Here is an 18,945-nt window from a genome sequence, read left to right as displayed (position 1 = left end):
GAATGGATTCGAAAATGCAGAAGCCGACTGTCGGCCCCATCATGGGTCACGCAACAACTAACCAGACCCGCATTTTTATACGCGGCGAATTTCAAAGTAATGCTGCAGTATTTGCCGGCATTCGTTATCGACCCACCGATTCGAAACAATGGCACACGGGAGGATTCATCAAACTGGACGCGAGACGTGATATGTCTGGCGTACTGGTTCTGGATAACTTGAGCGCCGACACCGATTACGAGTACCAGACCGGATGGTTCAGCCCGATGAGTCCGGCCCACACCACCGAAAGCGTGGCGGAGTTGCCGCTGCAATGGCCGCGGGAGACTTACCGTCTGCGTACCCGCAGCGATCAGGCCTTACAGCCACGCGCCTATATCCTCGGTTCGTGTCGCTACCTGCGCCTGACCGCCGGCATCCCCGTATTGCCGCAGCTGGGTGACCGGATCTTCGCCTCGATCAGCCAACTGATCGAAGGCGCACAACCACCGGTCAGCGCAATCATGATGAGCGGTGACCAGATTTACGCCGATGACTTGAACCTGATTGCACCCGACCGCGAATATAACGAGATCATTGCAAAGTATCGCGCGGCTTTTTCCCAGCCCAATATTCAACGACTGATGTCTGGCACTTCGACTTACATGATTCTCGACGACCATGAAATAGAAGATAACTGGCCAAGTCATGCCGACCCAGCCGATGAAACACTGTTTCGCAATGCAATGGCGGCTTACGAAATCTATCAAACCAGTCACAGTCCGGCCTGTTCACTCACAACTAACGGCCAAGTAGAGCATTCTTCGCTGAAGCACTATTGGTATCAATTCAGCGATGGCGATATCGAATGGTTTGTGACCGATAGTCGAACCCGTCGCCACTTATCCAGCGACAACCGCCGCGTTCTGGATGAAGAGCAGGAACACGCCTTGTGCAAGTGGCTGATCGAAAGCACCGCACGGGTCAAGTTTGTGGTTACCAGTGTCATGTTCTATCCGGATCGCAGAATGAACGGCGAGGACGCCTGGATGGGCTTCCCGCAACAGCGCTTGCGGCTGCTGGAAACCATCCGCCGGCATCGAATCAGGAACGTGGTGTTCATCTCCGGCGACGTGCACGGTTCGCTGACCTCGCGCCTGACCCACAGCGAGGACCCGGAATTCGAAATCCACACCATCGTCTCTTCGCCGCTGCACAACAGCAAACTGCTGCCCTATGCCACGGCCGCGACGTTCATCCTCGATCAGCCGCTGGTTCGTACCGACACGGGAGACTATCGGCACGAACTGACCAGCCAGGTCATCAGCCAGGACAATTTTGCGCACATGGTGGTCGAGCCCGGGCACATCCAGGTCAACTACCACGACCGGGATGGCAGACACCTGCAAACGATCGACATTCCACTTCGCTGAAATGCAGCGGCATTACCGTTCCGGTCGCCAGAGAGCTCTGGAGCGGTACTTTCAGAGCGATCCCGCATTACTTTCCACCACCCTCTGGAGAAATGCCCACAGTTGCCGACATATTCTTATAGCACTTGGCCTTCATGTCTCTTGTCAGTCGGTGCCGCAATGATGCAACCTTGCCGCAGGCAACAGTAAAGAGGGCGAGAGCCCGGCGCGTTCAGCAAATTTCCAAGCGAGTTCCCTTCATGAAGAGCCAACCCGATGCCGCCAGCCGTATGGCGGCCGAGGTAGTGACGCAGTTGCCTGTGCCCTCGCGGCTCGGCATGCTGCGTTTCGAGCGCCTGAATGAAGCCAGTTGGGCGATGCTGTTTCTCGATCCCAGCTGCGAACGCCAGTTCGGCCAGCCGGCCGTCGAACTCTGCGCCCTGGTCGGCTCGCCCTACGCCAGCCTGATGGAGCCCGAAGCGCGCTATCAGCTGCACGACGCGATCCAGCAACAGCTTGGCCAAAGCCCGCATTATATGGTGCGCTACACCCTGCACACCGCCGCCGGTGTCCTGAGCATTCTCGAACTCGGCGAGGCCTACAAACAGCACAACCGTCATTTGCTGCGCGGTTACCTGCTGGCGGTCGACGATGTATTTGACGAAGCGCCAGCGCTGCCGTGCGTCGACCTCGAAACCCAGAACTCGCGCCTGCAGATCGCCCTTGAGCTCAACCAGCGCGCCCAGCAGGAGCAATTGCAGCACCTGGAGCGGGTGCGCGCCCAGCAGGACCTGATCCTGCTGCTGGCCCGCCAGCGCTACAGCAGCCAGAACTCCCTGCAGGAAGCCGCCGAACTGATCACCCGCTGCGCCTGCGATATCTACGAAATCGACTGCGCCAGCCTGTGGAACCTCGAAGGTCAGAAGCTGGTGCCGATTTCCGCCTATCACCGCGCCACCCAGGAATACATCCTGCCGGAGGTGCTCGACGTCAGCGGCTTCCCCGATTACATGGACGCGTTGCACGGCAGCCGCGCCATCGACGCGCACAACGCGATGCGCGACCCGCGTACCCGCGAGATGGCCGAAGCGCTGCGCCCCCGCGACGTCAACGCCATGCTCGACGCCAGCATCCGCGTCGACGGCCAGGTGGTCGGCGTGCTGTGTCTGGAGCAGACCGGCGTCACCCGCGCCTGGCAGTCCGACGAAATCGCCTTTGCCGGTGAACTGGCCGACCAGTTCGCCCAGGTCATCAACAATCACAACCGCCGCATCGCCACCAGCGCCCTGCACCTGTTCCAGCGTGCGGTCGAGCAAAGCGCCAACGCCTTCCTGCTGGTCAATTGCGACGGCGTGGTCGAGTACGTCAACCCGAGCTTCACCGCGATCACCCAGTACACCACTGAGGAAGTCCACGGCCAGCGCCTCTCGGAGCTGCCGGCCCTGGAAAACCTCAGCGAGTTGCTGTTCGACGCGCCCTCCGCGCTGGCCAAAAGCAATAGCTGGCAAGGCGAATTCAAGAGCCGCCGCAAGAACCTCGAACCCTACTGGGGCCAGTTGTCGATCTCCAAGGTCTACGGCGACAACCGTGAGCTGACGCATTACATCGGCATCTACGAAGACATCACCCAGACCAAGCTGGCGCAGCAGCGCATTGAGCGCCTGGCCTACACCGACAACCTGACCAACCTCGGTAACCGGCCTGCATTTATCCGCAATCTGGATGAACGCTTCGCCCGAGACAGCGATACCCCGATCAGCCTGCTGCTGGTGGATATCGACAACTTCAAGCGGATCAACGACAGCCTCGGCCACCAGACCGGCGACAAACTGTTGATCAGTCTGGCCCGGCGCCTGCGCAACAGCCTGAGCCCGAGCGGCAGCCTGGCGCGGTTCGCCAGTAATGAATTCGCGGTATTGCTCGACAACACCGCCCTTGAGGCCGGCCAACAGATTGCCAGTCAGTTGCTGATGACCCTCGACAAACCGATGTTCGTCGACAACCAACTCATCAGCGTCACCGGCTCCGTGGGCCTGGCCTGCGCGCCGCTGCACGGCCGCGACCCGCAGACCCTGATGCGCAACGCCGGCCTGGCCCTGCACAAGGCCAAGGCCAACGGCAAACACCAGGTGCAGGTGTTCACCGAGGCGCTGAACGCCGAGGCCAGTTACAAGCTGTTCGTCGAAAACAACCTGCGCCGCGCCCTGACCCAGAACGAACTGGACGTGTTCTACCAGCCCAAGCTGTGCCTGCGCAGCGGGCGCCTGCTGGGCATGGAGGCGCTGCTGCGCTGGAACCATCCGGAACGCGGCATGATCCGCCCGGATCAGTTCATCAGCGTCGCCGAGGAAACCGGCCTGATCATTCCGATCGGCAAGTGGATCGCCCGCCAGGCCTGCCGCATGAGCAAGGCGCTGACCGCCGCCGGCATGGGCAATCTGCAGGTGGCGATCAACCTGTCGCCCAAGCAGTTCTCCGACCCGGACCTGGTGGCGTCGATCGCCAACATCCTCAAGGAAGAAGCGCTGCCGGCCAATCTGCTGGAACTGGAGCTGACCGAAGGCCTGCTGCTGGAAGCCACCGAAGACACCCACTTGCAGCTCGACCAGCTCAAGCGCCTGGGCCTGACCCTGGCCATGGACGACTTCGGCACCGGCTACTCGTCGCTCAGCTACCTGAAGAAATTCCCGATCGACATCATCAAGATCGATCGCAGCTTCATCCACGAAATCCCGGACAACCAGGACGACATGGAAATCACCTCCGCCGTGATCGCCATGGCCCACAACCTGAAACTCAAGGTCGTGGCCGAAGGCATCGAGACCGCCGAGCAGCTGGCGTTCCTGCGCCGTCACCGCTGCGACGTCGGCCAGGGCTACCTGTTCGACCGGCCGATTCCGGGCGGCGAGCTGATCCAGGCGCTCAAGCGCTACCCCCGCGGCCCGCTCTGCCTGTAACTCACAGGGCACTATCCGCACACTTTGCCAGGTGATTAACTGGGCATCATTGGGCACACTGGCGGTCAGACTTTTTACATCCCATCCTGACTGAGAGGAACGATCATGGTTCTGCGCTCGGAAATTCTGGTGAACAAAAACGTGCTACCGACTAAAGAACAAGCTCTGCCCGGCCGCGAAACCCCGATGGCCCTGCCTGAAAAACACTTTGTTTTCACCGAGACGCCGTTGCTGGGCCCGTTCTTTCAGGACGTCGATTTCGCGATCTTCGGCCTCGGCTGCTTCTGGGGTGCGGAACGCCGCTTCTGGCAGCGCGAAGGCGTGGTCAGCACCGTGGTCGGTTACGCCGGCGGTTACACGCCGAACCCGACCTACGAAGAAGTCTGCTCGGGCCTGACCGGCCACGCTGAAGTGGTGCTGGTGGTGTTCGACAAGGCCAAGGTCAGCTACGAAGAGCTGCTGGCAATGTTCTGGGAATTGCACAACCCGACGCAGGGCATGCGTCAGGGCAATGACATCGGCACCCAGTACCGTTCGGTGATCTACGCGACCCACCCGGAGCAACTGGAGGCGGCGCTGAAGAGCAAGGCTGTTTATCAGGCTGAGTTGTCGAAGGCGGGTCTGGGTGAAATCAGCACCGAGATTGAACAGGCGCCGACCGTTTACTTCGCCGAGACCTATCACCAGCAGTATCTGGCGAAAAATCCGGAAGGCTACTGCGGGATTGGCGGCACTGGCGTTTGCATGCCACCGAGTCTGGCAGGTAACTAAGCCCACCCTGATCGCTCCCGCGCTTAGCGTGGGAGCGATTGACGGCTGATCAGCTTTCGGCGATCAACCAATCCATCTGCCACCCACCCTGGGTCTGGCCCAGCTTCTTGGACAGCCACGGCAGCAGCTCACGCAACTCTTCCTCCAGCCCCCACGGTGGATTGGCAATCGCCAGCCCGGAACCGTTCAGGCTGTTCGGCGTGTCCAGCGGATGCACCAGCAGCTCCACACGCAGCAGTTTCGGCGCACCGGTGCCGGCCAGATCCTGATAGAAACGACGCAGTGCGCGCTGGTCCTTCACCGGATACCAGATGGCCGCCACAGTCTGGCGCATCCGACCGATTGCCTCTTTCATCGACGCCGCACAACGCTGCATTTCATCGAGCTGTTCGAACGGCGGATCAATCAACATCACCGCGCGCTTCTCCTGCACCGGCAACATGGCGCGGGCGACATGCCAGCCCTCACCCAGATGCACCTTTACCCGACGGTCACCGGCCATGTTCTCCTTGAGCTGCACGCCGTCTTCGGGGTGCTTCTCGTTGAGCATCACCCGATCCTGCGGTCGGGTCAGACGCCGCGCCAGCTCCGGCGAGCCCGGGTAATAGCGCAGCTGGCCATCCGGGTTCATCTCGTGCAGCACTTTCATGTAGTCAGCGGTCAGCGCCGGCAGATCCGGCTGATCCCACAACCGCGCGATGCCTTCCAGGTACTCGCCGGTACGGTTGGCCTGATCGCCCTGCAGGTCATACAGACCAATGCCGGCGTGGCTGTCGAGATAGGCAAACGGCTGCTCCTTGCGCGACATCAGAGCGATGAGGCGGGTCAAAGTCAGGTGTTTGAACACATCGGCGTGATTGCCGGCATGGAAGGCGTGACGATAATTCATGGCTGCTCCTGCGAGGGCCGTGAAGTTTACCTTTTACCGGGCGGCAAGTCAGGGGTTGGGGGCTGAGTGGGTGGTCTTGCTGTCGGGTACATCCTTGAGAGCCAGCTGAGGCAGATGGGATCGAAGGCAAAAGCAACATCAAGAAACAACTCGCCATAGATACTCTTCGTCCCTTGAACAAAGGGAATGCGAAGATCGGTCGCACTTAAAACCTGTAAAGAGGGACATTTACATGGGAAGAAAGGTGATCGGAATCGGCGCTCCGACCTCAACCGGCGGCGCAGTCCTGGAAGGGAACGCCGGAATCAACATTGATTACGCCGTAAGCACATCCTCCATCGGCCACATGGCCAGTTGTCCGGCATGCAGTGCAGGCAAAGGCCCTATCGTTGCAGTGGGCCCTCGAACAGTTACATTACCCGCCGGGCCAGTTGCACTCGAAGGTGATTACATCGCCTGCGGGTGTCCACCAAAATCCAACACGCTCTTGTTCGGTCAATCGTCTGTTTATGGTGGCGGTGAACATAGTGCTGCGAGCTTCTCTGCGATAAGTAGCCTTATTCCAAAGCCCAAAACGATACAACGGATAACCTTCTCGTACGGGGAAAGCCAAACTCCCGTGGATTCAGTGTCGCGCTTCTATACCGACCTGAATATTCATGTAAAAACATCCGGCTATTCACCCGGTGAAACGGTAACTGTCACGATCAGTGGCGCGACAGAAAAGACGTTGTCGGGCACTGTCGGAGCGAAAGGAATCGCGATCATCCCGAATGCTTTTCAAGGGGAAGCATTTGATATGGAAGGAGAGATCTAATGGCCCAGGTCAATATCAGTTCAGGCGGCGTAAGCTCCAACATCGTCGTCAAAAGACCAAAATTCAGCACGCTGTGGACTGCCTACGCAGAGGTCGGTCTTAAAAGCTCAATAGATGTTTATGCGCTTGTCGGGGGCAATGTCGAGGCTGCCAGAGCAGAAAAACCGGACGCCTATGCAAACGCCTGCGCTCTGAGAATAAGCAGAGGATTCAACTACGGCGGTTACAAAATCCCGAAAGGAACGATCATTCCCAGCAAATCCATCTATCGTCTGGCCGGCGCGGATCAGCTCCCCTACATCATGAAAGTCGCGGACTTTCTGGCTTTCCTGAAACACAATTGGGGGGCTCCCGATCACGAGTTGACGCTGAGCAACGCAGACTTCATCAATGGCAAGAAGGGCGTCATTATCATGGAGATCACTGGATGGAGCGATGCGACGGGCCATGCGACTTTATGGAATGGTAGCGCCACCGGAGACAACAGCGACTACCATCGTCCCGATAGCCATACCTATGACCGGCCAGACGTAAAGCTGGAAAAAATCAACTTCTGGGAGTTAAAGGGATGAAATTCCAGCTACTCATCGCACTAGGAATTCTGGGTATTTCCGGAAGTGCCCTTTCAGGTGAGGCCGAAATAAACAGTGCAAGAATCTCACTTAAGAATTATGGCCTCGCCAACTGCATATCGAGTCAATTCAAGTCTGAGTCCGACATAAAATCGGATCTTGGACTCGCGATTGGCGCCTACTCGGCCATGGGCAAGGGGCAACACGTGATACTGCAGAATGAAGATACGCTGGAGGTCACGCATGATCCGTATGCTGAGACTGAGAAATACATGGCAAGCGCCTACCTCAAAACGTCCTCTACCAGCAAACAGACTGGTAAAAACATAGTGTTTTATTCTTGCCTGGAAATTTATAACTCCCCGGAGTTTGACGCTTTCATCAAGTCGCAGGATCAGTATCTGCAAAACTGAAATCTTCTCGCCTGACTAAATGATCTTTCCAAAACGGATGTTGGAAGGATCTTTGGAAAGGGGTGAGTGGGCAGTCTAGCTGTCGGGTACATCCGTGAGAGCCCCCTCACCCTAGCCCTCTCCCTGTATGTACCGGAGACATGGTGAACACATGTTCGGAGACATGGTGGACGGTTTTTAGATCCTCTTACCTGCCGTAACAATCTGCAAGTTCAAGTCGATTCGGGCGATACGATGTCTACTCCAGTAGACATCGTGGATGCCATCCTCCGCTGTTTCCCTGATCGCTATCGACAGCCCGTGAAATGCTTTTCCGATTGAGTATTCACGGTTCCTCCAGTAAATCTCGCCCTTCACCTGGACCTTTCTGACCACATCTCCGTCGGCGTATTCCGGCGCCATTTGCTGCTCCTGATACTCCCGAGGGCTGCTGCTGTAGCGAGTCGCCGGCACCTGCATATCCAGCGCTTGATGAGGACGTTTCTGGTTGTAGACATCACGCCAGATATCAAATGCCTGTTGTGCGCTGTTGAGGTCCGTGAAGTGCCGACCTTGCAGCACTTCACTCTTCAGGCTGCGGTGGAAACGCTCCAGTTTTCCCTGGGTCTGCGGATGATAAGGCCGGGAGTGACCTACCTTGATGCCCTGACCCATCAGCCAGACTTCCAGCGCGGTATAAACCCCAGTCTGGTCACCCCAGGGCGAACCGTTGTCCATCGTTATGCGCAAAGGCAAGCCGTAACGCCGAAAGACCCGGATTAGATGCTCCTGGACGGTGTCGCGCTGCTCATTGGCGCACGCGGCGATACACATCGAAAACCGCGAGTGATCGTCCAGTATCGTCAATGGATGGCAACGCCCCTGACTCAGGCTGAAATGGCCCTTGAAGTCCATCTGCCAGAGATCGTTGGGCGCTTCATGCTCGAACCGGATAAACGGTTTGATCTCAGCAGCCTTTGGATCAACGCGCGAATGACGCTGTAAAACTGCATGCACAGTACTGACGGAAGGCATCGCTAAACCTTTGTCTTCCAGCACGCGTTTGAGCTTGCGAGCGCCCCAAGCCGCGTACTCCTGACTCACGGTCAGAATCTGCTTCTCCACCTCGTCAGCACAACGTTTGGGGGACGTCTTCGGTCGTCGTGACTGATTGTTCAGCCCCTCGGCCCCTGATTTTTCAAACCTGCTGAGCCATTTGTAGGCAGTGCTTGGGCTGATGTTGAATCGACGGCAAAGCTGCCGAACATTGGCCCCTTCTTGCCGAGCCAAAAGCACGAATTCTGTACGTAGCTGCACGGTAGACACCTCTTCCCAAGACACAGGCCATCTCCTTCGCGATGAGCAATGTGTCTATTTAAAAGTGTCCACCATGTCTCCGAACACCTGTCCACCATGTCTCCGGTACATACACTCCCGGAGGGAGAGGGGACTGACCGAGGTGATCTTTCGGTTTGCATCGACCTGAAAAATCACCGCGACCTAAGGCTTGGCCAAGCCAAGTTCACCACCGAAGTTGCAGGTCGGCGTACGTCACCCATTCACCTCGGTCGGTCCCCTCTCCCTCGGGGAGAGGGCTAGGGTGAGGGGATGGGATCTAAGGCCGGTCACGCAACCTGCGGCCAATCACATCCAAGACATCACAGCCATCACGCAACGGAATCACGCAGAGCTGGGCGAAGTCGCTGAGGATGACGGAGTCGCACTCGACTGAGCCGCGCATGCACATGTTTTCCAGGACCTGGATCACGGCGCGGATACGGTAGTTGGCGGCGTCCATCAGGATGTCGAGCGGGGCGTGGGTGTCGATGAACAGGGTGGGCATGTCGTTGCAGTTGCTGGTCAGCGCCATGAGGCGGTTGTCGGGGTGGGGGATGAAGGGCTCGTAGGGTGGATCGGGTTTCAATGTTGGCACTGGAATGACTCCTAACGTATTGGGTGGAGCCGCCAACTCTCACTTCCACGCATTAGGTGGCGGCTGTACGCAGGTGTGGAAGACCGGGACGTTAGGCACCCGGCGCACTCGAAAGCGCCCCGCGCACAGCCACCAAAAACTCAAACGACAAAAACGTCTGACTGGTGCAGCTTGACGCGCCTAACGATAAAAGGGCTTCCACGCCCTGTCACCGATTTTGCGGTGACAACCAAAGACTATCCCCGCACCACCGCGCCCACCAGTTCACGCAAACCGCCGCAACTCGCAGGAAACGTCCGAAGCATTTGCCCGGAAATTTCACTCTGACTCGTCCCGCAAGTAGTCCAGCAAAGCCGAAGCCGACGACTCGTCCGACGCCGAAACCGCAAAAAACCTGACAACCTTGCAACGCAAAACGTCGGCGGGAAACGCCTCGAACAACGCCGGCTGCTCCTCGCTCAACCACTGCAAGGTGTTGTTGATCCGGGCATCACCGCCGAATTGCGCCAGCTGTTTTTCCGGCACCGACCACCAGGGAAACTCTCGACCCGAGACCTGCGCCCTACCCCCGATCTCGACGGCCTGACCGTTGATCAAGCCTCGCGTGAGAACCGGCAGCAATTGCCCGGCATCCACCTCGGACGACTCAAGGATCGGCAACAAAAACCGCCCATCCCAGAACCGGAAGAACACCGCTTTTCCGTCCGGCATCAGCACCTGAGTCAAACTGCGAAAGTGCTCGACCACCGCCTCAAGCCCCGCCGAAGAAACCGCCAGCCAACCCCAGTCGCGAGACTCCGTGGTCGCCACCCAATCCAGAAACTGACTGTCAGCGTCGACGATTCCCACGTAGGGCATCACCGCATCCCACTCGGCGTAGATCGTTTCCGCCCAGATCGGCTTCGGCATCTGTGCATTCGAAGGCCAGGCTTTCAGCGGTTCTACCGCACTGGCGCTGCTGAAAATCGCAAACAACTGCTCCGACGGTTTCAGCGGCTCATCCTTCAACCATTGATCAGGCTGCACAGACACCGTCCTTGCAGCGCTCGCATTCTTCGCAGAACGGCGCGTCTCCTTTAAGGCTCATGATTTGCGCGGCAGTCAGAATCGCAGCCGGTGCCGCCACCAGTGTTTCCGGCAACCCCGGCACTGTCGGCGCTGCGCTCATCGCCGCCATCGGCGCACCACCCACCACAATCGGCACGCTGCTGAAGATCCCGCCGGGGCCGATGTTGATCCACTGCCCGCCCGCCTGAATCGTTGCGCTCGCCCCGCCGTCGATCACCACCTGCTGGCCGGCGCTGACGTGAAATTGAGCACTGGCGTTGATCGCCTGATTGCTCACGCGAATGTGCCGGTCGCCGGTCACCGTGAGGTGGTCGTCCTGCTTCACTTCAGTCTGGCGCTGGCCGTGGGTGATGTGCTGCTCATCGGCCTTCAGTTCATGCCTGGCAAGGCCCGTGACAACGACGCTGCGCTGGTTATCCACCTGCACCTGCTGATCATTCAGCACATGCTGCGTCCAGTTTCGCTGGGCCCGCAGGTAGATTTCCTCGGCCCCCTGGCGATCCTCGATGCGCAATTCGTTGTAGCCCCCACCGCCGGGACTGCTCTGGCTGCGGAAAATACTGCGGGTCTTGTCGGCCGGCAGATCAAGCGGCACCGGCGTGGCGGCGTTCGGCAGGCAACCCATGACCAGCGGTTTGTCGGCATCCGAATCGATGAACCCCACCAGCACTTCCATGCCGACCCGGGGAATCAGCACGCTGCCATAACGGTCATGAGCCCAACCGCTGGCAACCCGCAGCCAGCAACTGGAATGCTCGTTGAGTTCACCGTCGCGATCCCAGGCCAGTTGCACCTTGACCCGGCCGTACTCGTCGCAATGGATTTCACTGTCTTTCGGGCCGGTGACCACGGCCGGTTGATAGCCGAGCATCCGTGGTTTTTCCGGGCCCATCGGCGGGCGAAAGAACACGTCCCACGGCGTGGCGAGAAAGGTATTACGGTAACCCTGGAATTCATCACCTTCGCTGGTCACCGATTCCTCCAGCACTTGCGGCTGTCGGCCATGGTGTTCGAGCGAGGTCAGCAGCCAGAGGTCATTCAAATCCTGGCGCGGATGCTTGGTCAGTTGCAGGAAATGTCCACTGACCAAGGCAGATTGATCGCTGCGCCCCTCGGCCTGACGGTAGTCGGCGACATGGCGCTCAAGCGTGCGTCGGGCCAGTTGCTTGCCGGTTTCGCGCTCGGTGAACTGGCCGGGAAAGTGGTAATCCTCCAGCACCGGACGCTGTTCGCTTTCGGCGCGACCTTGCAGCGCCAGCCGGGGTTTGGTGAAGTCGTAATCTCGTCGGGTGACCACGCTGGTGCGGGTTTCAACGCGTACGGTGAAACGCTTGATCGCCGGTGCCGCCGCAGCCATGCCGCTGCCCGGCAGGTACAGCGTCGGCTCGGCCAGACGCGGGAACACCGTTTGATCGTCGCCGAACACCAACAGATGCCCGTCCGGACTGTGCTGAAAATGGAAATGAATGCCGACTTCGGCACACAGACGCTGGATAAACGCCAGATCGCTCTCGGCGTACTGCACGCAATACTCACGCGGCGGGTAATCGCTGCCGAGGCGAAATTCGAAGGCATCGCGCAGGATCGCGTGATCCTTGAGGATCCGCGTCACGATCTGCGGCACGCTTTGATGCTGGAAGATGCGCTGATTGATCCGGTGGCCAAGATAAGCCAGGCGCGGAACAAGACTGACGTGATAGCGAGTCAGACGCTTGCCGGAATCCCCCTGCCCGACCCGATAGATCTGACCGTGAATACCGGAACCCTCTTCATCAAAACTCAGAAACGCCTGACAGTGCAGCAGGCTCTCCAGATCCAGATCCGGCCGCTCGCTGACCAGTTCCAGGTCGAAGCGAAAGGGTTGGCTGATGGCTTCCTTGCCCGTGAACTCAAGGACTTTGAGATCAAACTGGGCGCCTTCGACGGTCAACGTGAAACGCGGTTGATTGGCAGGCGCGAACATCCGATGTCTCTCTGCAGAATGAGGGCGGGCGATTCTGCATGAGGGGCAAGGGGTGCAGGACGGGTGACTGAAAAATCAGATTTCCCCTACTTGAAACTTCGATCTCCCCTTCAAGAATCAAAGCATTCGACTACAGACTTTCCTTTCAAAAAAAAATCGCAGGCACAAAAAAGGCCCGCTTCCGGGTAGGAAACGGGCCGTTTTCTTGTGAGCCTCAGCTCATTCCCATCACTTGTTCAGATGGAAATCCTTCTCGGCCGCTTCAAAGCGCTGAACCATGCCGGCGCTCGGCTGGCCCATCAGGCTGACGAAGTAGATCGCCAGGCTGGCGAAGATGAAGCCCGGGATGATTTCGTACAGACCCAGCAGCTCGAAATGCTTCCACACGATCACGGTGATCGCGCCGACCAGGATGCCGGCCAGTGCGCCGTCACGGGTCATTTTCTTCCAGATCACCGAGATCAGCACCACAGGACCGAAGGCTGCACCGAAACCGGCCCAAGCGTAGGACACCAGACCCAGTACACGGTTGTCCGGGTTGGCGGCCAGAGCAATGGCGACCAGCGCAACCAACAGCACCATGGCACGACCGACCCACACCAGCTCAACCTGAGAAGCGCTCTTGCGCAGGAAAGCCTTGTAGAAGTCTTCGGTCAGGGCGCTCGAGCACACCAGCAACTGGCAGCTCAGGGTGCTCATAACCGCCGCGAGAATCGCCGACAACAGCACGCCTGCAATCCACGGGTTGAACAGGATTTTCGCCAGTTCGATGAACACACGCTCGTGGTTCTCGGTCACTGGACCCGCGACTTCCGGGTGCGCCGAGAAGTAGGCGATACCGAAGAAGCCCACGGCCACGGTGCCACCCAGGCACAGGATCATCCAGGTCATGGAGATGCGACGGGCGTTGGCGATCGACTTCACCGAATCAGCGGCCATGAAGCGCGCCAGGATGTGCGGCTGGCCGAAGTAGCCCAGTCCCCAGCCCATCAGCGAAATGATGCCGATGAAGGTGGTGCCCTTGAGCATGTCGAAGTTGCTTGGGTCCTGTGCTTCGATGGCCAGGAACGTGGTGTCCACACCGCCGGTGGCCAGCAGCACGATGATCGGCGTCAGCAGCAGGGCGAAGATCATCAGGGTGGCTTGTACAGTATCGGTCCAGCTCACCGCGAGGAAACCGCCGACGAAGGTGTAGGCAATCGTCGCCGCAGCACCGGCCCACAGCGCGGTCTCGTAGGACATGCCGAAGGTGCTTTCGAACAGACGGGCGCCGGCCACGATGCCGGAAGCGCAGTAGATGGTGAAGAACACCAGAATCACGACTGCCGAAATGATACGCAGCAGACCGCTTTTGTCTTCGAAACGGCTGGAGAAGTAGTCCGGCAGGGTCAGCGCATCGCCGTTGTGCTCGGTTTGAACACGCAGACGGCCGGCGACGAACAGCCAGTTCAGGTAAGCACCGACGATCAGGCCGATGGCGATCCAGCTTTCGGACAGACCGGACATGTAGATGGCGCCCGGCAGGCCCATCAGCAGCCAGCCGCTCATGTCGGAAGCGCCGGCGGACAATGCGGTCACCACGCTGCCCAGGCTGCGGCCGCCCAGAATATAGTCGGAAAGGTTGTTGGTGGAGCGATAGGCCATGAAGCCGATCAGCACCATTGCTGCGATGTAGATCACGAACGTGATCAGGGTTGGATTGCTTGCGCTCATTACGTACGTGCCCTGGCTTTGTTTTTATGTAGCGGCGGCAGTTGCACCGTTTACAGACTGACGTCTGACAGACGATTCGCACGGCCGCGCATTTATGACCAATGTTTCCCCAGGAAAGCCATTGGCCGGTAAACCGGTTTTCCCGGTTGCACCTTGGGCGCGAATCCTATGCAACAAAGCAAAAGAGGTGCAACCAGTTTCTTGGGAATTAGTTGCACCTGCGTCGGATTTTCCACCGAAAACTGCCGATTTTGCGCGACTCCGGTGCATTAACACCCGTTCATCTGCCTTGAAAGCACCGATCTAGAGCGGCCATCGAAAAGCTGAAATTTATTCCTGACAAGCTGCCGAATATTCCGACAAAAAAAGGGTTGCACCCGGTTGCACCTCTTTCGGCTCGCAGCTAATCTTGCCGCCAGCTGTTGTCGCGCAACTGCGGCACCTATGAGGATAAAAATATGGCTACCACCACCCTTGGGGTCAAACTTGACGACCCGACCCGCGAGCGCCTGAAGGCCGCCGCAACCTCGATTGATCGCACACCGCACTGGCTGATCAAGCAGGCAATTTTCAATTACCTGGAAAAACTCGAGGGTGGTGCAACCCTGACCGAGCTGAACGGTTTGACCGCCAAGGACGCCGACGACGCGGGCGAAGTCCACACCGATCACGCTCACCAATGCTTCCTCGAATTCGCCGAAAGCATCCTGCCGCAATCGGTGCTGCGCGCTTCGATCACTGCCGCTTACCGTCGCCCTGAGCCGGAAGTGGTGCCGATGCTGATCGAGCAGGCTCGCCTGCCGGCACCGATGGCCGAAGCCACCAACAAACTCGCCGCGACCATCGCGGAAAAACTGCGTAACCAGAAGAGTGCCGGCGGTCGTGCAGGCATTGTTCAGGGTCTATTGCAGGAATTTTCCCTGTCGTCCCAGGAAGGCGTGGCGCTGATGTGCCTGGCCGAAGCGCTGCTGCGTATCCCGGACAAAGGCACTCGCGATGCGCTGATCCGCGACAAGATCAGCACCGGCAACTGGCAGCCACACCTGGGCAACAGCCCGTCGCTGTTCGTCAACGCCGCGACCTGGGGCCTGCTGCTGACCGGCAAACTGGTGTCGACCCACAACGAAGCCGGCCTGACTTCGTCCCTGAGCCGCATCATCGGCAAGAGCGGCGAACCGATGATCCGCAAGGGCGTCGACATGGCCATGCGCCTGATGGGCGAGCAGTTCGTGACCGGCGAAACCATCGCCGAGGCCTTGGCCAATGCGAGCAAGTTCGAAGCCAAGGGCTTCCGCTATTCCTACGACATGCTCGGTGAAGCGGCGCTGACCGAACACGACGCCCAGAAGTACCTGGCCTCGTACGAACAAGCCATTCACTCGATCGGTAAAGCGTCCCATGGCCGTGGGATTTATGAAGGCCCGGGCATCTCGATCAAGCTGTCAGCCCTGCACCCGCGTTACAGCCGCGCCCAGTACGAGCGCGTGATGGACGAGCTGTACCCGCGCCTGCTGTCGCTGACCCTGCTGGCCAAGCAATACGACATCGGCCTGAACATCGACGCCGAAGAAGCCGACCGCCTGGAGCTGTCGCTGGATCTGCTCGAGCGCCTGTGCTTCGAGCCGCAACTGACTGGCTGGAACGGTATCGGTTTCGTGATCCAGGCCTACCAGAAGCGTTGCCCGTACGTGATCGACTACGTGATCGACCTGGCGCGCCGCAGCCGTCATCGCCTGATGATCCGCTTGGTGAAAGGCGCGTACTGGGACAGCGAAATCAAGCGCGCCCAGGTCGAAGGTCTGGAAGGCTATCCGGTCTACACCCGCAAGGTGTACACCGACGTTTCCTACATCGCCTGCGCCCGCAAACTGCTGTCGGTACCGGAAGTCATCTACCCGCAGTTCGCCACGCACAACGCCCACACCCTGTCGGCGATTTATCACATTGCCGGTCAGAACTATTACCCGGGCCAGTACGAATTCCAGTGCCTGCACGGCATGGGCGAACCCTTGTACGAGCAGGTTGTAGGCAAGGTTTCCGAAGGCAAGCTGAACCGTCCGTGCCGCGTGTACGCTCCGGTCGGCACCCACGAGACCCTGCTGGCGTATCTCGTACGTCGTCTGCTGGAAAACGGCGCCAACACCTCGTTCGTCAACCGTATCGCCGACCAGTCGATTTCGATTCAGGAGCTGGTGGCCGATCCGGTGGCACAGATCGAGCAGATGGCAACCGTGGAAGGTGGCTTCGGCCTGCCGCACCCGCGCATCCCGCTGCCGCGTGACCTGTATGGCTCCGAGCGCGCCAACTCTGCCGGCATCGACATGGCCAACGAACATCGTCTGGCGTCGCTGTCCTGCGCCCTGCTGGCCACCGCGCACAACAACTGGAAAGCCGCGCCGATGCTCGGTTGCGCCTCCAGCAACGAAGCGCCGGCACCGGTGCTGAACCCGTCCGATCTGCGTGACGTGGTCGGCCATGTGCAGGAAGCCACGGTCGAAGACGTCGACAACGCCATTCAATGCGCCCTGAACGCCGCACCGATCTGGCAGGCCACCCCACCCGCCGAACGTGCGGCGATTCTGGAACGCGCCGCTGACCTGATGGAAGGCGAGATCCAGCCGCTGATGGGCCTGCTGGCTCGCGAAGCCGGCAAGACCTTCGCCAACGCCATCGCCGAAGTCCGCGAAGCCGTCGACTTCCTGCGTTACTACGCGGTGCAGGCGCGCAACGATTTCAGCAACGACGCCCACCGCCCACTGGGTCCGGTGGTGTGCATCAGCCCGTGGAACTTCCCGCTGGCCATCTTCAGCGGTCAAGTCGCCGCCGCACTGGCCGCCGGTAACCCGGTACTGGCCAAACCGGCCGAACAGACTCCGCTGGTCGCCGCACAAGCCGTGCGTCTGTTGCTCGAAGCCGGGATTCCGGAAGGCGTGCTGCAACTACTGCCGGGTCGCGGTGAAACCGTCGGCGCCGGCCTGGTGGGTGACGAGCGCGTCAAAGGCGTGATGTTCACCGGTTCCACCGAAGTAGCCCGCCTGTTGCAACGCAACATTGCTGGTCGCCTCGACAACCAGGGCCGTCCGATTCCGCTGATCGCCGAAACCGGTGGCCAGAACGCGATGATCGTCGACTCTTCGGCCCTGACCGAACAAGTAGTGATTGACGTGGTGTCGTCGGCCTTCGACAGCGCCGGTCAGCGTTGCTCGGCCTTGCGCGTCCTATGCTTGCAGGAAGACTCCGCTGATCGCGTCATCGAAATGCTCAAAGGCGCGATGGCTGAAAGCCGCCTCGGCAACCCGGAGCGTCTGTCCGTAGACATTGGCCCGGTGATCGACGCCGAAGCCAAGGCCGGTATCGAGAAGCACATCCAGGGCATGCGCGACAAAGGTCGCAGCGTGTACCAGGTGGCCATTGCCGATGCCGAGGAAATCAAACGCGGCACCTTCGTCATGCCGACCCTGATCGAACTGGAAAGCTTCGACGAACTGCAACGCGAGATCTTCGGCCCGGTGCTGCACGTGGTGCGCTACAAGCGTAAAGAGATCGACCAGTTGATCGCCCAGATCAACGCCTCCGGTTATGGCCTGACCCTCGGTGTGCACACCCGCATCGACGAGACCATCGCCAAGGTGATCGACAACGTCAACGCCGGTAACGTCTACGTCAACCGCAACATCGTCGGCGCGGTGGTCGGCGTCCAGCCGTTTGGTGGCGAAGGCCTGTCGGGTACCGGTCCGAAGGCCGGTGGCCCGCTGTACCTGTACCGTCTGCTGTCGACGCGTCCTGCCGATGCCATCGAACAATCCTTCGCTCGCGGTGATGCTGCCGCAGCACCGGACGTTCGTCTGCGCGACGCCATGAGCAAACCGCTGACCGCCCTGAAAGCATGGGCCGACAGCAACAAGTTCGCCGACCTGAGCACCCTGTGCGTGCAGTACGCAGCGCAGTCGCAAAGCGGTATCACCCGCGTACTGGCCGGCCCGACCGGCGAGAAGAACAGCTACGCGATCCTGCCGCGCGAGCACGTGCTGTGCCTGGCGGACATCGAAGGTGATCTGCTGCCCCAACTCGCTGCAGTACTGGCGGTAGGCGGTTCGGCAGTCTGGCCGGAATCCGACACCAGCAAGGCATTGTTCGCACGCCTGCCGAAGGAAATTCAGGCGCGGATCAAACTGGTTTCCGACTGGAACAAGGACGACGTGGTGTTCGATGCGGTTCTGCATCACGGCCATTCCGACCAGTTGCGTGCGGTCTGCCAGCAGATCGCCAAGCGTGCCGGCGCCATTGTCGGGGTTCAGGGCCTGTCCCAGGGCGAAACCAACATTGCGCTGGAGCGCCTGGTGATCGAGCGCGCGTTGAGCGTCAACACCGCAGCGGCGGGTGGTAACGCCAGCCTGATGACCATCGGTTAATCAGCGACTCTGCCAGCCACCTGAAAATGGGCGCCCTCACCAGCGCCCATTTTTTTGGCCTCTCCAT

The 18,945-nt window shown here is 59.5% G+C and carries 13 protein-coding genes; 7 read left to right on the top strand and 6 right to left on the bottom strand.

Features of this window, described 5'->3' with window-relative positions; translation table 11 throughout:
* Positions 1-14: 14 nt before the first annotated feature.
* The 3 genes from NE357_RS02310 (at position 15) to msrA (ending at position 5,119) form a co-directional block, all read left to right on the top strand.
* Complete coding sequence (locus NE357_RS02310; RefSeq protein WP_169432585.1) at positions 15-1,412, top strand: alkaline phosphatase D family protein; 1,398 nt, start codon at positions 15-17, stop codon at positions 1,410-1,412.
* A gap of 239 nt (positions 1,413-1,651) precedes the next feature.
* Positions 1,652-4,348: a putative bifunctional diguanylate cyclase/phosphodiesterase gene (locus NE357_RS02305; RefSeq protein ID WP_169428551.1), complete on the top strand. Its 2,697-nt coding sequence runs from the start codon at positions 1,652-1,654 to the stop codon at positions 4,346-4,348.
* A 105-nt stretch (positions 4,349-4,453) separates the two neighbouring features.
* Positions 4,454-5,119, top strand: coding sequence for a peptide-methionine (S)-S-oxide reductase MsrA (gene msrA, locus NE357_RS02300; protein WP_169428550.1), 666 nt, complete (start codon positions 4,454-4,456; stop codon positions 5,117-5,119).
* 49 nt (positions 5,120-5,168) lie between these two features.
* Here the strand turns inward: msrA and NE357_RS02295 are convergent, their stop codons facing one another.
* Positions 5,169-6,008, bottom strand: coding sequence for a 23S rRNA (adenine(2030)-N(6))-methyltransferase RlmJ (locus tag NE357_RS02295; RefSeq protein WP_085746455.1), 840 nt, complete (start codon positions 6,006-6,008; stop codon positions 5,169-5,171).
* Positions 6,009-6,240: 232 nt separating this feature from the next.
* Here NE357_RS02295 and NE357_RS02290 point away from each other — a divergent pair, with 232 nt between their 5' ends.
* Genes NE357_RS02290 through NE357_RS02280 form a run of 3 tightly spaced genes read left to right on the top strand, consistent with a single transcriptional unit; the run spans position 6,241 to position 7,810 of the window.
* A complete protein-coding gene (locus NE357_RS02290; RefSeq protein ID WP_127796711.1) occupies positions 6,241-6,825 on the top strand; it encodes a PAAR domain-containing protein in 585 nt (194 codons plus the stop codon).
* Positions 6,825-7,397: a type VI secretion system amidase effector protein Tae4 gene (locus NE357_RS02285; RefSeq protein WP_127796710.1), complete on the top strand. Its 573-nt coding sequence runs from the start codon at positions 6,825-6,827 to the stop codon at positions 7,395-7,397. Before NE357_RS02290 ends, NE357_RS02285 begins: the two co-directional genes overlap by 1 nt.
* The gene (locus NE357_RS02280; protein WP_169428549.1) at positions 7,394-7,810 is read left to right on the top strand and encodes a hypothetical protein; all 417 of its coding nucleotides are present in this window, start codon (positions 7,394-7,396) and stop codon (positions 7,808-7,810) included. Before NE357_RS02285 ends, NE357_RS02280 begins: the two co-directional genes overlap by 4 nt.
* Before the next feature lie 177 nt (positions 7,811-7,987).
* Here the strand turns inward: NE357_RS02280 and NE357_RS02275 are convergent, their stop codons facing one another.
* From NE357_RS02275 to putP, 5 genes are all read right to left on the bottom strand, one after another.
* Complete coding sequence (locus NE357_RS02275; protein WP_445576624.1) at positions 7,988-9,130, bottom strand: IS481 family transposase; 1,143 nt, start codon at positions 9,128-9,130, stop codon at positions 7,988-7,990.
* 274 nt (positions 9,131-9,404) lie between these two features.
* Positions 9,405-9,722 carry a hypothetical protein gene (locus NE357_RS02270; protein ID WP_102716942.1) on the bottom strand — a complete coding sequence of 106 codons (318 nt, stop codon included), beginning with the start codon at positions 9,720-9,722 and terminating at the stop codon, positions 9,405-9,407.
* A gap of 318 nt (positions 9,723-10,040) precedes the next feature.
* Positions 10,041-10,748, bottom strand: a complete 708-nt coding sequence (locus NE357_RS02265) for a DUF4123 domain-containing protein (protein ID WP_169428548.1) — start codon at positions 10,746-10,748, stop codon at positions 10,041-10,043.
* The gene (locus NE357_RS02260) at positions 10,738-12,753 is read right to left on the bottom strand and encodes a type VI secretion system Vgr family protein (protein WP_169428547.1); all 2,016 of its coding nucleotides are present in this window, start codon (positions 12,751-12,753) and stop codon (positions 10,738-10,740) included. Before NE357_RS02260 ends, NE357_RS02265 begins: the two co-directional genes overlap by 11 nt.
* 228 nt (positions 12,754-12,981) lie before the next feature.
* Positions 12,982-14,466: a sodium/proline symporter PutP gene (putP, locus tag NE357_RS02255; protein ID WP_169428546.1), complete on the bottom strand. Its 1,485-nt coding sequence runs from the start codon at positions 14,464-14,466 to the stop codon at positions 12,982-12,984.
* A 458-nt stretch (positions 14,467-14,924) separates the two neighbouring features.
* Between putP and putA the strand changes: the two genes are divergently transcribed.
* Positions 14,925-18,878, top strand: a complete 3,954-nt coding sequence (putA, locus tag NE357_RS02250) for a trifunctional transcriptional regulator/proline dehydrogenase/L-glutamate gamma-semialdehyde dehydrogenase (protein ID WP_169428545.1) — start codon at positions 14,925-14,927, stop codon at positions 18,876-18,878.
* Positions 18,879-18,945: the final 67 nt, after the last annotated feature.

This window comes from Pseudomonas sp. G7(2022) (genome assembly GCF_052660475.1).
Note: the sequence above shows the minus strand (reverse complement) of the source record. Positions and strands in the feature narration are given on the sequence as shown.

Coding starts and splice junctions, on each gene's coding strand:
- NE357_RS02310 (WP_169432585.1), top strand. CDS start 15: ATGCAGAAGCCGACTGTCGGCCCCATCATGGGTCACGCAACAACTAAC.
- NE357_RS02305 (WP_169428551.1), top strand. CDS start 1,652: ATGAAGAGCCAACCCGATGCCGCCAGCCGTATGGCGGCCGAGGTAGTG.
- msrA (WP_169428550.1), top strand. CDS start 4,454: ATGGTTCTGCGCTCGGAAATTCTGGTGAACAAAAACGTGCTACCGACT.
- NE357_RS02295 (WP_085746455.1), bottom strand. CDS start 6,008: ATGAATTATCGTCACGCCTTCCATGCCGGCAATCACGCCGATGTGTTC.
- NE357_RS02290 (WP_127796711.1), top strand. CDS start 6,241: ATGGGAAGAAAGGTGATCGGAATCGGCGCTCCGACCTCAACCGGCGGC.
- NE357_RS02285 (WP_127796710.1), top strand. CDS start 6,825: ATGGCCCAGGTCAATATCAGTTCAGGCGGCGTAAGCTCCAACATCGTC.
- NE357_RS02280 (WP_169428549.1), top strand. CDS start 7,394: ATGAAATTCCAGCTACTCATCGCACTAGGAATTCTGGGTATTTCCGGA.
- NE357_RS02260 (WP_169428547.1), bottom strand. CDS start 12,753: ATGTTCGCGCCTGCCAATCAACCGCGTTTCACGTTGACCGTCGAAGGC.
- putP (WP_169428546.1), bottom strand. CDS start 14,466: ATGAGCGCAAGCAATCCAACCCTGATCACGTTCGTGATCTACATCGCA.
- putA (WP_169428545.1), top strand. CDS start 14,925: ATGGCTACCACCACCCTTGGGGTCAAACTTGACGACCCGACCCGCGAG.